This window comes from Pseudomonas sp. LF-5, assembly GCF_037626295.1.
Lineage (GTDB): Bacteria > Pseudomonadota > Gammaproteobacteria > Pseudomonadales > Pseudomonadaceae > Aquipseudomonas > Aquipseudomonas monsensis.
In genome coordinates this window covers 966,967-981,541 of the sequence record NZ_JARKMT010000001.1, presented here as the reverse complement: position 1 = coordinate 981,541, position 14,575 = coordinate 966,967, and the positions used below count along the sequence as shown (strand labels likewise).

Annotated in this window: 8 protein-coding genes; 4 read left to right on the top strand and 4 right to left on the bottom strand. The window is 57.7% G+C overall.

Annotated features, from left to right (window positions below; all coding sequences use genetic code 11):
• Positions 1-57: 57 nt before the first annotated feature.
• Positions 58-1,086, bottom strand: a complete 1,029-nt coding sequence (locus tag PseuLF5_RS04405; RefSeq protein ID WP_340133020.1) for a LacI family DNA-binding transcriptional regulator — start codon at positions 1,084-1,086, stop codon at positions 58-60.
• 302 nt (positions 1,087-1,388) lie between these two features.
• Here PseuLF5_RS04405 and PseuLF5_RS04400 point away from each other — a divergent pair, with 302 nt between their 5' ends.
• A complete protein-coding gene (locus tag PseuLF5_RS04400; RefSeq protein WP_340133019.1) occupies positions 1,389-4,175 on the top strand; it encodes a hypothetical protein in 2,787 nt (928 codons plus the stop codon).
• Between the two features lie 242 nt (positions 4,176-4,417).
• On the top strand, positions 4,418-7,063 hold the full coding sequence (locus tag PseuLF5_RS04395) for an autotransporter outer membrane beta-barrel domain-containing protein (RefSeq protein WP_340133018.1): 2,646 nt from the start codon (positions 4,418-4,420) through the stop codon (positions 7,061-7,063).
• Between the two features lie 58 nt (positions 7,064-7,121).
• Here the strand turns inward: PseuLF5_RS04395 and PseuLF5_RS04390 are convergent, their stop codons facing one another.
• The 3 genes from PseuLF5_RS04390 to PseuLF5_RS04380 form a co-directional block, all read right to left on the bottom strand.
• Complete coding sequence (locus tag PseuLF5_RS04390; protein ID WP_128614390.1) at positions 7,122-7,763, bottom strand: DUF1345 domain-containing protein; 642 nt, start codon at positions 7,761-7,763, stop codon at positions 7,122-7,124.
• A 181-nt stretch (positions 7,764-7,944) separates the two neighbouring features.
• Entirely contained in the window at positions 7,945-11,043 is a 3,099-nt protein-coding gene (locus PseuLF5_RS04385) for an efflux RND transporter permease subunit (RefSeq protein WP_340133017.1), read from the bottom strand.
• A 15-nt stretch (positions 11,044-11,058) separates the two neighbouring features.
• Entirely contained in the window at positions 11,059-12,216 is a 1,158-nt protein-coding gene (locus PseuLF5_RS04380) for an efflux RND transporter periplasmic adaptor subunit (protein ID WP_340133016.1), read from the bottom strand.
• A 294-nt stretch (positions 12,217-12,510) separates the two neighbouring features.
• Here PseuLF5_RS04380 and PseuLF5_RS04375 point away from each other — a divergent pair, with 294 nt between their 5' ends.
• Positions 12,511-13,212, top strand: a complete 702-nt coding sequence (locus PseuLF5_RS04375) for a response regulator transcription factor (protein ID WP_007912171.1) — start codon at positions 12,511-12,513, stop codon at positions 13,210-13,212.
• 4 nt (positions 13,213-13,216) lie between these two features.
• The gene (locus PseuLF5_RS04370) at positions 13,217-14,518 is read left to right on the top strand and encodes an ATP-binding protein (protein ID WP_340133015.1); all 1,302 of its coding nucleotides are present in this window, start codon (positions 13,217-13,219) and stop codon (positions 14,516-14,518) included.
• Positions 14,519-14,575: the final 57 nt, after the last annotated feature.

Sequence of the window (14,575 nt, the reverse complement as noted above, 5' to 3'; positions counted from 1 at the left end):
AGCCTTTGTGTACGACTCGAACACTGTGGGAGCTGGCTTGCCAGCGATAGCGTCAGCTCAAACACTAGCAACCTCACGGGTCGACCCACGCTCAACCAGCACCGGCGCAAAATCCACCACCCGCGCCACCTCATCATCCCCACGCAAGCGCTTGAGCAGACACTCAAACGCCCGCGCGCCGATCTCCTGCGTCGGCTGAGCCAGCGCGGTAATCCCGCTGCCCACCAACGGATACCAATCCAGATCATCCAGGGCAATCAGCCCGACATCCTCAAACAACCGCACACCCATCTCCCGCAATGCCGTTGTGGCAGCAAGCGCCGCCACACCATTGGCGCAAAACAATGCTTTCGGGCCGTCGCCGGGAGTGTTTAAAAAGGTTTGAAGTTGCGTGCTCAGGTCATCGCCGGTTTCCAGCACCGCCCCGGCCAGGTTCGAGTGCAGCGCGATCTGTGCCTGAAAACTGCTGACCCGCTCGATCCGCGAACTGGTGCCGTCATACGGTTCAGTCACCAGTACCAGATTCCGATATCCACGCTGCTCCAAATGCCTGATCGCCATCTCCACGGCTTGCGGGTTATTCAGCCCGACCATGTCGCTGTCCAGCCCGTCGACCTTGCGATCCACCAGCACCAGCGGCATCTCACGACGCAGTTCATGCAACTCGTCACGGTGATGGCCCAGCGTGTTCACGATCAGCCCTTCGATGTTGTACGAGCGCAACAGCGCCAGGTGCTGGCGTTCCTGTTCGTCATCGCGGTCGGTGTTGCACACCACCAGGCTATAGCCGTGCGCCCGGCAAGCGGTTTCCACCCCGTGCATCACGGCAATCGAATAAGGGTTACGGATATCGGCGACCAGCATGCCGATCAGGCGCGTGCGCCCACGTTTCAGGCCGCGAGCCATTTGGTTGGGGCGGTAGCCGAGTTCGCTGATGGCCTGCTCGATGCGCAGGGCAATGGCATCGGAGAGCAGGGCGCGGTCATCGCCGATGAAGCGCGAGACGCTGGCCTTGGAGACCCCGGCGCGTTCGGCGACGTCGAGCATGGTCACGCGGCTGCGTTGGGCGGTGGAGAAGTCGGTCATGGCGTGGATTTCTTATTGTTGGATGCTACAGCGTAAGTTTCTGAAACCGGTTTCAGGAAACATCAATCGGCCTGTCTTCGTCAAGGACCATTTGACTTGGCGATGGGCAATGGCCCGCTTAAAACCGACGAATGGTATCTTTACCTGTCAGATCTGACAGTAGGCAAGTCCCGTATCTCGGCGCTTAATTCCCCCATAAGCAAGACCAACCTTGCGCGTAATTCAAGTGATCTGGCGAGTACATTATGACGGCGAAGAAGGCGACTGCACGAAGTATAGGGATTCTAGCGAGCCCGCTATCGGTGGAGGGTATTGATGATAGTGATCTCGACGGATATGTGCCGCGCAACATTTTACTTAATGGTACTCGAATCATTATTCCTTACTGGCCCGACCCGCAGCCAATGGACGAGCTTTGGGTTGATCTGAATCAGGGTGGCACTGTTACAAGGCTCCACGAGGATTTCTATAGTCCACCACAATCAACTTACCTGTATGTCGCTTTGACGCCCGCAGCCCTGGCAACTGATGGCGTTGCGTTTTTGTCCTACCAGGTTTGGAAGGCGAGCGGGGGCATTTCTGATCCATCACCTGAAAGAAAACTGACGATAGATCACACGCCCCTTCTTGTTCTGAATGAGCCGACGTTTCCCCATGCAACGATTTGGGGTTATTTGAGTAACAAGACAGTACCGCCGTTGTCCTCGGGAGCGACTGTTTTGGTACCTACAGCTAATGGCCCTGCGAAAGTTGGTGATACAGCCAAAGTACATTGGCAAGGGCATCCAAGTTTGAATGGAAGCGGTCCACCAGTGCAGGGCACTTACGGTGTTTGGGAAATAGAGTTGGAGCAAAAGCACATGACTGGACATTGGCTACATGTCGTTCCGTTTGAGCCTAATGTCCGGCTGCTTATTAATGATAATTCGGCCATTACCTACTGGCAGTTGTTCAAAGGTGGGCGACTGGTCGGTGAGTCACAAAAAGGTTTGGTGAAAATAGACAGGGTAACACCTGGCGAAAGCGGCCCTTTCGGCCTGAATACACAAGGAGATGGAAAAATGGCTATAAAAATCGTACCAAGGACTCCAAGACCTGACTCCAACGGTGTCAAGAATATTGATCCATTGGCTGATATTGCGATAGATACACTTGCAGATGGTTTGATCGCTAAAAGCGTGCTAGATACCGGATTTGTGACGATAAACTTTACCCGCACTGCAGAAGAGTTCGACAAGGATGAACTGGAACTGGAATACGGTGTAAAGGGCCAGGCACTGACATTGTGGGATGAAAAAATTTTACTGGGCGACGTTTCTTCCCGGCCGGTAGGGACTATACCAATTCGGTTGCCAGCTAGCTTGTTTCCAGAGCGCCCAACACCGGCAGAGCCGACCACTTATGAAATCATGTTTCAACTTTACAAAGAGGCAGGTGGTGTTAATGAGCCCTCTAATGTACTGGAGTTTGTTATCGACCAGACTGCACCGTTTGGTTCAAAAAGATCAGACTCGAATGGGAATACCGTTGTCACGCTCGCCGTACCAACGCCAACCCCCGCATTCGTTAATACACCCTCGGATGCACAACGCACAATTAACGAAGCCTGGTTGGCGGCCCCGGCTAACGCCAACCTGAATTTCACCGTGAACGTAGGTTATCCGCTACGTCGGCTGGACGATAATCTGCGCGCCTGGTTGATTTCTGGCACTCAGCGGGTTGAGGTGTGGAATGCTGCAGTGCCGGTCAACGGCGCATTTACTATCGCCAACACCGTGTTACGTCAATTTCCAAATGGCCGCGTCAAAATTCAGTATCAATGGACAGATTTACCTGGCAACGACAGTCGGGAGTCTGCCGCAAGTGACGTGCTGACACTGGCATTGGCACAACCTCCAGTTTCAACAAAAGGTCCTCTGGTACCGAAAACCGATCCGAACTATACCACGGCACTTTATCTGGACGATTTTGCTGGCGGTATAACCGCTATCGTTGAAAGCGCATTCATCACTAACGCAGAGCCGGGAGATAATATTTTCATTACCCTTGAAGATGCCACTGATGCAACTAACTCTGTAAGTCTTACCGCCCAGCCGTGGGTGGCTAATACCAATTTAACGTTTAATCTGACATACACAGATCTCTCCACAATATTTAACGATGCCGTTGAGCCTAAAATGGCCAATATCTGGTATGAGATCGTTCGAACTGGTATTCCAAACGCTGAATCTCCGGTTCAACTCATCACGTTGGCATTCGACCATGCGGGACCAACAAATCCGGATCTACCGGACCTTACAAACAAAGACATGGTGTTGCCTGTAGTCACAGGTGCTTCGAATACGCCTAACGACTTGCGACCTGGTGACAGAAACAGTCCGGGTAAATTTAAAGTTACCCTTGCGCTAGGTCAGCCTCCTATCACTTCGGCCGAGGTGGCGAAGTGTTATATTAATGGTCAGCTTATAGATGAGTTCAATCCGTTTGTAGATGTGGATGAATTCGAAGTTGATATTTCCGCAGATATTATATCCAGATTGCCCATTGGGTCGGTAAATGCTTACTGGACTATTCAAAAAGCGGGTGTTGATAAAAACGTAATTAATTCCCGTAACCAACCGGTGGCAGTTGCCGGTGCGGCCATACCTTTACCTTTACCTACAATCCGGATCCGCAATCCGGCAGTGCGTGATTACATTGAATGTTACGGTATGATCAGTCCAACCAGTAGTATGGTTCTAGGTTTGCAGATTCCAAAAGACCCGCTTTTACCCCCAGGTAAAACGATTACAGCCCATTTCGCGGCTTACTCGGACCCGTTAGGTAATACTCTGATTGATGATACTGAGGACTCTAGAGACTATGTCATCAAAGCCGCGGGTATTCCTGATGTCGCGCCAGTGGCCAGTCCTGCGATTTTCAAATCGGCGCAACCTGTCAGGGGCGCAATAGCCTATGGCAAATATTGGTACACGACCGATATCAATGGACAGCAATCGTCTGTACCAGTCATCAAACGGATCGACAATATCAGTAACAGTTTTAACTATTGCGATTTGACACCTGCTCCGGCTGCGCCTGCTCCTTAATTGCTGTATTAGCTGATCGGTGTTGCGAGAGAAACATGGACGTTTCTTTCGCGATTATCCGCATTAACAGTAAGGGCACGGTAAGGATGCTACAGCCGACAAGGATGATTCCTCTTTCGTTACGGACTTTTCCTACATAAAAGTCTCGACTTTCTTATTAAGGTGTGGAACATTTTTTTGGTGGGAGCTTTCAGTACTGCCAAAAAGCAATGTCAGTAGTTGCGCAGTTTAAGGGGTTTCCCATGTTCCTTTGTTTTAAGTCTACGTCCTCTGTGACGTTCCAGAAATTAGTGGTTGCTGTGGCATTTCTATCCTCCAGCGAGGCCTTCAGTCGAACGCTCAATCCAGGAGAGAGCGCAGTCGTCACGAACCCATCCGTACCGGAGGCTTGGGCGGTGTCCCAAGGGGGCACACTGACTGTTGATAATGCCCAGGCACTGACCATCTCGTCATCAAATGCCAACGTCGTTTTCAATGGTGGTCAAAGCGCCCGAATCGATGCCAATACTTCAGTGGTAAACCTCTCTGGAGCGTCTGTAAACAGCTCGGCTGGCAGGGGGGCGATACAACTGATCGACAGCAGCGCCATCATCGACAACAGCGCCATCGTCAGTACCAATAGTTTCGGTCTTCTCCTGGGGCGCAATATCACTACCCCGGCGTCTTCGAGCGCGACGGTCAAGGGCGGAAGTACGATCATCGGCCTGAATGGTGCGGATGCAGTGGGTTTTGCCGTATTGAACGTCGAGAACTCCACCGTTCGAGGCACCGGTTCGGACAGTTATGGTGTGAGGCTTGGTGGGGCAACGCTTTCGGCCAACGGCAGCGTTCTGGCCGGGGAGAAGAACGGCCTGCAAATCAACACGGATTTAACCGGTGTCAATGCCAACTCTGTAACGTTGAACAGCACCCGCGTGTCGGGGGGAACAGGATCAGCCATTGTACTTGGCTCTTCGGGTGCCGCCGGTACAGTTGCAAGTATCAATGTTTCTGGCACCAGCGAGCTGATCGGTGGCAACGGTAACCTGTTGCAAGCAACCAACCGTTCCACCGCAAATCTCACCGTTGATGCAAGCCAGTTGAGTGGCAACGTAGTGGCCGATACGGGCAGCTCGGTTTCTCTACTGATGCAGAACGGCGCCGCGCTGGAAGGTGATTTACAGAACGTGACCCAGGTCAATCTGGACTCCCGCAGCACGCTCAATGGCGATGTCCTGTCCGTTGCAGGTACAGCCTCAAAGGTCAGCCTGAACAATAACGCCGTTCTCAATGGCAACGTTGAAAACATAGTCGGTCTGTCGCTGAACAATGGCAGTCAAATGACCGGCAATGTGTTGGCGGACACCAATGGCCGTATAGAGCTGGACAATCGTTCGGCAATCAAGGGCAACGTCGAAAACGTCTCAAGCCTTGTATTGAACAACGGCAGCAACCTCACTGGCGACGTCATCACGGCTACCAACGGGAGTGTATTGCTGGACAATGGTTCGCTGCTCACCGGTCAGATCAACAACTCGGGCAACCTGACCATCAACAATGCTGCGCGGTGGGTGATGACCGGCGACAGCACCGTGCAGCAACTGGGCATGAGCGACGGTGTCGTGCAAATGGGCACGAACGAGCAGTTCCAGCAATTGAATGTCGGCAATCTCTCCGGTCGCGGTACGTTTGTGATGGGCACGGATCTGGGCAATGGCAACACGGACTTCCTGAATGTCACCGGCAATGCCAGTGGGCAGCATCAACTGCTAATCGCTGCTACCGGCACAACGCCTGTCACGGCCGAGGCCGTGAAGGTCGGCAATATCGCCGCAGGCGATGCGAGTTTTTCGCTGGGAGGACGTGAAACCGTGGACGCGGGTACGTTCGTGTACCGGTTGGCCAAAGAAGGTCAGGGTCTGTACCTGAACCCGGACAAGGAAACCGTGAGTACTTCAAGTAACACCGCTCTGGCCTTGGCGGGCAGTGCTCGCAGTGTCCTGAATGCCGAGGCCGCCATGCTCAGTGATCAGTTGGGTGACCGCAGTCTCAATATCCGCCCAGAGGCCTCGTTACGTGCCATGGATGACAGTTCGGTGAAACTGAGCAACAGCGTCTGGGTCCGCACTTACGGTAACCAGTACAACGTCGACAACGCTTATGGCGACGGTTACACCCAGAACCAGACCGGTATCACCGGTGGCGCCGATACGGTCGTCGATATTGCAGGGCGCGCATGGGTGCTCGGTGGATTTGTCGGCACGAGTCGAACGGACATCGATCTGAAATACGGCTCCAGCGCCATTGTCGACAGCGTGAACGCGGGTGTTTACGGCAGCACGTTCGATGTCGACAGCGGTGTGTTCGTCAATCTCATGGCCAAAGTCAATCAGTTCGATAACAAAGCCAAAGTGACCATGAGCGACGGCACCCGGACCAAGGGTGACTACAAAACTCTGGGGCTGAGCGGTTCTGCAGCAATCGGCAAACATATTCGCCTCAAGGATGATTATTTTGTCGAGCCGGTGGTGCAGATCTCGACGGGCGTTGCGCAAAGCGAGGAATACAGGCTCGACAACGGCCTGCAAGTCAAAGCCGACACCATGCGATCTGTTCAGGGCAAAGTCGGTGCCCGTGGCGGGCGTGTCATCACGCTGGATAACGGGAGTCTGCTGGAGCCAAGTCTGTCGACCGCGTTTAACCATGAGTTTGTCAAAGCCAACCGGGTCAAAATCAACGACGACAGCTTCGATGATGATCGTGCCAGCAGCTCTGTGGAGTATGGCGCCGGTCTTAAGTGGACACCGGCGCAGCGTACCTGGCAGGTTTCCGGTCAGGTAGGCGGCAGCAAAGGCACAACCGTGAGCCAGGACTGGAGTGGTAGCCTGCGAGTCAGCTACTTCTTCTGATCGGTTCGATGAAATGAAAATGCCCTGACAGTGTCGGGGCATTTTTTTGGAAGGTTGTTCAGCCAAACAGTCCTGCGGCGATGTTGATGGAGAATCCCAGTATCGCCGTATTGAACACAAACCCGATCAGCGATTGTGCCAGCACGATCTTGCGCATCTCCCGCGATGCCACCCCGACATCCGCGGTCTGCACGGCCACGCCAATGGTGAACGAGAAGTACAGGAAGTCCCAATAGTTGGGCGTGGTCAGCCCTTCGGCGAAACGCAGGGCGGGCTCCTTGCCGTCCCAGGTGTAATACAACCGCGCGTAATGCACGCAGAAGATCACACCGATCAGCAGCCATGAGCCGATCACCGTCACGGCGGTGAAGGCGTAATGCAGGAGCTTGCGGTTGGTTTCCAGATCCTTGCTGCCCGCCAGTTCGAAGGTGATGGTGGCAAGGCTCGCCAGTGCGGCGATGCACACCACCAACAGCACCAGTCCGGCGTTTTCGTCTTCGACGTCGGCGATGCGTTTGACGTCCGGGGCCTTGGCACGCACGGTCAGCCAGAACATCAGGATCAGGTAAGTCCAGACGCCGGCGTTCCAGCCAATGAGGATTTTGCTGACGATGGAGTCGGCGGGGGCCAGCAGACCGGTGGCGAGGCCGAACAGGGCCGCGGCAGACAGGCGAGGGTGGGTGCGGGCGAGGAAGCGCATGGGGACTCGATGGGCCAGGGTGGTTCAGACACCTTAGCCCAGCGATGGAGGATATGACCACCGGCTCGAGTTTATGAAGATCCCTGTGGGAGCGAGCTTGGTCGCGAAGGCGTCCGGTCATCCAACATCAACGTTGAATGTAACGACGCTTTCGCGAGCAAGCTCGCTCCCACAATTAAGATCAGTGGGGCTTGGTAAAGCGTTGCACGAGCTTCATGACAACGACGAAGAACACCGGCACAAAGATCACCGCCAGCGTCGCGGTGATCATCCCGCCGATCACTCCGGTGCCGATCGCTTGCTGGCTCGCCGAGCTGGCGCCGGTGGCGATGGCCAGCGGCACCACGCCGAGGATGAATGCCAGCGAGGTCATCACAATCGGCCGCAGGCGCAAGCGAGCCGCCTGCAACGTTGCATCGATCAGGTCGTGACCTTCGTCATAAAGGCTCTTGGCGAACTCAATGATCAGGATCGCGTTTTTCGCCGACAGACCGATGATGGTGATCAGCCCGACCTTGAAGAACACATCGTTGGGCATCCCGCGAAAGGTCACCGCCAGCACAGCACCGAGCACACCCAGCGGCACCACCAGCAACACCGAAGTCGGAATCGACCAGCTCTCATACAACGCCGCCAGGCACAGGAACACGATCAGCAACGACAGCCCCAACAGGATCGGCGCCTGACTGCCGGATAACCGCTCCTGCAACGACAATCCCGTCCATTCCTGCCCCAGACCTTTCGGCCCTTGGGCCACCAGCCGTTCGATTTCCGCCATGGCTTCACCGGTGCTGTGCCCCGGGGCCGGTTCGCCGGAAATCGCAATCGCCGGATAGCCGTTGTAACGGGTCAACTGCGCAGGCCCCTGGGTCCATTTCGCTTGCACGAACGCCGACAGCGGCACCATCTTGCCGTCGTTGTTGCGCACGTGCATTTTCAGCAAGTCGTCGACCTGGCTGCGGCGGTCACCTTCAGCCTGCACCACAACCCGTTGCATCCTGCCCTGGTTGGGGAAGTCATTGACGTAGGAGGAACCCACCGCCGTCGACAGTACGTTGCCGATGTCGGCGAACGACACACCCAACGCATTGGCCTGCCGGCGATCCACTTCCAGCTGGACTTGCGGCGCTTCGGCCAGTGCGCTCTCGCGCACGTTCATCAGCACCGGACTTTTCTCGGCGGCCGCGAGCAATTCAGTGCGCGCCTGCATCAACGTTGCGTGGCCAAGGCCGGCGCGATCCTGCAGGCGGAACTCGAAACCGCTCGATGTACCCAGACCATCCACCGGTGGCGGAAGAACAGCGAACGCGACGGCGTCCTTGATCTGGCTCAGCGCGATGTTGGCGCGATCGGCAATCGAGGCCGCCGAATCATCGTGGCCACGCTCCGACCAGTCCTTGAGGGTGGTGAACGCCAGTGCGGCGTTCTGCCCGCTACCGGAGAAGCTGAAGCCGAGAATCACCGTGCTGTCACCTACGCCCGGTTCCCCGGCGTTGTGCGCCTCGATCTGTTCGACCACCTGCACCGTGCGGTTCTTGCTCGCACCCGGTGGCAGTTGAATGTCGGTGATGGTGTAACCCTGATCTTCCACCGGCAGGAACGAGGAGGGTAGACGCATGAAGCACAGGCCCAGTCCCACCAGCAGCACGACATAGATCAGCAGAAAGCGCCCGCTGCGCTTCAACGCATAACCAACCCAGCTTTGATAGCGGTCAGTCAGGCGTTCGAAGCGACGGTTGAACCAGCCGAAGAATCCGGCTTTCTCGTGATGCTCACCTTTGGCGATGGGCTTGAGCAGTGTCGCGCACAGTGCCGGTGTCAGCGTCAGCGCGAGGAACGCCGAGAACAGAATTGACGTGGCCATCGACAGCGAGAACTGCTGGTAAATGACCCCGACCGAGCCCTGCATGAACGCCATCGGAATAAACACGGCCACCAGCACCAGGGTGATGCCGATGATCGCGCCGGTAATCTGTGTCATCGCCTTGCGCGTGGCTTCCTTGGGCGACAGGCCTTCGGTGGCCATGATCCGTTCGACGTTCTCCACCACCACGATGGCGTCGTCGACGAGAATGCCGATGGCCAGGACCATGCCGAACATCGTCAGCACGTTGATCGAGAAGCCCAGCGCCAGCATGGTCGCGAACGTGCCCATCAGCGCAACCGGTACCACCAGCGTCGGGATCAGCGTGTAGCGAATGTTCTGCAGGAACAGGAACATCACCGCAAACACCAGCAGCATCGCTTCGCCGAGGGTGTAAACCACTTTGGTGATCGAGACTTTGACGAACGGCGAGGTGTCGTACGGGATCTTGTATTCGACCCCGGCCGGGAAGTAGCGCGACAGCTCGTCCATCTTCGCCCGCACCAGTGTCGCGGTGTTCAGCGCGTTGGCCCCCGGCGACAGCTGCACGCCCACCGCCGTGGACGGCTTGCCATTGAGGCGCGTACCGAACTGGTATTCCTGACTGCCGATCTCGACTCGCGCGACGTCACCGACTCGCACCGTAGAGCCGTCCGGGTTGGCCTTGAGCACGATGTCGGCAAATTCTTCCGGCGTCGACAGCTGGCCTTTGACCAGGATAGTGGCGGTGATTTCCTGAGTGGACGGATTGGGCAAGTCGCCGATGCTGCCCGCCGAGACTTGTGCGTTCTGCGCGACGATGGCGGCGTTGACGTCAGCCGGGGTCAGGTTGAAACCGATGAGTTTCTGCGGATCGATCCAGATACGCATCGCCCGCTCGGCGCCATACAACTGGGCCTTGCCGACGCCGTCCAGACGCTTGATCTCGTTCATCACGTTGCGCGCCAGATAATCACTGAGCGCCACGTCATCGAGTTTGCCGTCGCTGGAGGTCAGGGTAATCAGCAGCAGAAAACCGGCGGAAACTTTTTCCACCTGCAAGCCCTGCTGGTTCACCGCTTGCGGCAGGCGCGACTCCACCACCTTGAGGCGGTTCTGCACATCGACCTGCGCCAGTTCAGGGTTGGTGCCCGGCTGGAAGGTGGCTTTGATCGTTGCGCTGCCGAGGCTGCTCTGCGATTCGAAATACAACAGGTGATCGGCACCGTTGAGTTCCTCTTCGATCAGGCTGACCACGCTCTCGTCGACGGTCTGCGCCGAAGCGCCCGGGTACACGGCGTAGATTTCGATCTGTGGCGGCGCGACGTCGGGGTATTGCGCCACCGGCAATTGCGGAATGGCCAGCGCACCGGCCAACAGGATGAACAGGGCGACCACCCAGGCGAATACCGGGCGGTCGATAAAGAACTGCGGCATATAAAAGCGTCCTGCTTACTGACCAGAGGTCTGGGCAAGTGGAAGAGGGGTGTCGTCGATCTGCACTTTTTCGCCGGGGCGGGCGTGCTGCAGGCCTTCGATGACAATGTGGTCACCGGGCTTCAGGCCGCCGGTGACGATCCAGCGATCGTTCTGCACTGCACCCAGTTGCACCGGTTGCTGGGCCACGCGCATTTGCTCGTCGACGGTCAGCACTTGCGCGATCCCGGCGCTGTCACGCTGCACCGCACGTTGCGGCACGGTGATGCCCTGCTGGATCGTTGCCTGTTCCAGGCGCACACGGACGAAACTGCCGGGCAGCAGATCAAGGTCCGGATTGGGGAACTCGCTGCGCAGGATGATCTGACCGGTGCCCGGGTCGACCGTGATGTCGGCGAACAACAGTTTGCCGGGCAACGGATACAGGCTGCCGTCGTCCTGAATCAATGTGGCTTTGACTTGGTCCTGACCGACCTGCTGCAACTGACCGGAGCGGAAGGCCCGGCGCAGTTCATTGAGCTCGCGAGTCGACTGGGTAACGTCGGCATGAATCGGGTTCAGTTGCTGAATCAGCGCCAGGGGCGTTGTTTCGTTCTGCCCGACCAGCGCGCCTTCGGTAACCAGCGCCCGACCGACCCGCCCGGAAATCGGCGCGGTGACGGTGGCATAGCCGAGGTTCAGCTTTGCGCGTTCCACTGCGGCCTTGTTGGCCGCAACATCGGCGGCAGTTTGCCGGGCATTGGCGCGGGCATTGTCGTAGTCCTGACCGCTGATGGCTTTGTCGTCGATCAACTGGGCGTAACGCTGCTCCTGCAATTTCGCCTGGAATGCATTGGCCTCGGCCTTGCGCAGTGCGGCTTCGGCGCTGTCGAGGTCAGCCTTGAAGGGGGCCGGGTCGATACGGAACAGCACATCGCCCTTTTTCACATCGCTGCCTTCGCGGAATGTGCGTTGCAGCACCACACCGGGGACCCGGGCGCGCACTTCGGCAATCCGTGGCGCGGCAATCCGCCCGCTGAGTTCGCTGCTGATCGACAGGGGGTGCGCTGCAATGGTTTCGATGCGCACGGTCGCTGGCGGCGCCTGTTCTTCGGCGTTCGAGGATGAATCACAGGCGCTCAGCGTCAGCGCCATTGCGATCAGGCCGAGCCCGGCCAGCAGATTTTTCGACATGTACAACCCCCAATATTGAAGTCCGCATCCTACGGGCAGACGCCGAGGTTAGCGGTGAAGCTTTGTAGGCGCTGTGTGAAATTGTGTAAGGGTTTTGCTCAGGGACGGGTGAGGGCGTATATCCTTTACGCCTTGAAATTTATTGCGACAGTTGAATCGCCATCGCGGACAAGCGCGTTCCCAAAGGGATTGGTTGTGGACACAGATTTTGTGAGCACCCCGATAACACTGTGGGAGCGGGATTGCCCGTGAAGTGGCCCTTCCGGTCGCCACAGCACTTTTCTGGAACACCCCATGCCCAACATCCTCCTGGTCGAAGACGACACCGCCCTCGCCGAACTGATTTCCAGCTACCTGGAGCGCAACGGCTACTCCGTCAGCGTGATCGGCCGTGGCGACCATGTGCGCGAGCGGGCGCGGGTCAACCCGCCGGATCTGGTGATTCTCGACCTGATGCTGCCGGGCCTCGACGGCCTGCAAGTCTGCCGCCTGTTGCGTGCCGATTCGGCGACGCTGCCGATCCTCATGCTCACCGCCCGCGATGACAGTCACGATCAAGTGCTGGGCCTGGAAATGGGCGCCGACGATTACGTCACCAAGCCATGCGAACCCCGGGTGTTGCTGGCGCGGGTGCGCACCCTGCTGCGCCGCAGCAGCCTTGGCGAACCGCTGACTGCCAACGACCGCATTCTGATGGGCAATCTGTGCATCGACCTGTCCGAGCGCACCGTGACCTGGCGCGATCAGCCGGTCGAGCTGTCGAGTGGCGAATACAATTTGCTGGTGGTGCTGGCGCGGCATGCCGGTGAGGTGCTGAGTCGCGACCAGATCCTGCAACGTCTGCGCGGGATCGAATTCAACGGCACTGACCGTTCGGTCGACGTGGCGATTTCCAAACTGCGGCGCAAGTTCGACGATCACGCCGGCGAAGCGCGCAAGATCAAGACCGTGTGGGGCAAGGGCTACCTGTTCAGCCGTTCCGAATGGGAATGCTGAGCTGATGTTTCGCATCCTGTTTCGCCTGTATCTGGTGACAATCGTCTCCTACAGCGCCGCGATCTATCTGGTGCCGGATCTGGTGGTCATGGCCTTCCGCGAGCGCTTCGTCACCTACAACCTCGACTATTCGCGCGGGCTGCAATCGCTGATCACCCGACAGTTTCACGCGGTGCCACACGATCAGTGGTCGGCGCTGGCGGCGTCGATGGACAAGGACTTCCAGCCGTTGCACATCGTCCTGGCCCGGATCGACGACGCCGGGTTTACCTCCATCGAACAGCAGCGCCTGCGTCGCGGCGAAAACGTGGTGCGCATTGGCGATTGGGGCTGGCGCACGCTGGCCGTCGCGCCGCTGGATGACACCACCGCCGTGCAAATGGTCGTGCCGCCCGACCCGATGGACGTCAATCTGTTGTACTGGAGCATCAACGTCTTGATTGGCGCGACCTTGCTGGCTTGCCTGTTGATGTGGCTGCGCCCGCACTGGCGTGATCTGGAACGTCTCAAAGGCACCGCCGAACGCTTCGGTAAGGGCCATCTGAGCGAGCGCACGAAAATCGCTCCGAGCTCCAACATCGGCAGCCTCGCCAATGTGTTCGACACCATGGCCGGCGACATCGAAAACCTGCTCAACCAGCAGCGCGACTTGCTCAACGCGGTGTCCCACGAACTGCGCACGCCGCTGACCCGTCTGGATTTCGGCCTGGCGCTGGCGCTGTCGGATGACTTGCCGGCGACCAGTCGCGAGCGCTTGCAGGGCCTGGTTGCGCACATTCGCGAGCTCGATGAGCTGGTGCTCGAATTGCTCTCCTACAGCCGCTTGCAGAACCCTGCGCAGTTGCCGGAGCAGGTCGACGTGTCGCTGGACGAGTTCATCGACAGCATTCTGGGCAGTGTCGACGAAGAACTGGAGTCGCCGGAAATCGTCATCGACGTGTTGTTGCACGGGCAACTGGAACGTTTCGCGCTGGATCCGCGCCTGACTGCCCGGGCCATTCAGAACCTGCTGCGCAATGCCATGCGGTACTGCGAGAAGCGCATTCAGGTTGGCGTGCAGGTCAATGCCGAAGGGTGTGAGATCTGGGTGGATGACGACGGCATCGGCATTCCCGACGATGAGCGCGAAAGAATTTTCGAGCCATTCTATCGCCTGGATCGCAGCCGTGATCGGGCTACCGGCGGGTTTGGCCTGGGCCTGGCGATCAGCCGCCGGGCGCTGGAAGCGCAGGGCGGTACCTTGACGGTTGAAGGTTCGCCACTGGGCGGTGCGCGCTTCAGACTGTGGCTGCCCACCGCCGCCTGAGGCCGCGCGATTGCCCGCGCAGCGGCCGGCAAGGTCGACATCTTTATCGACTGACCT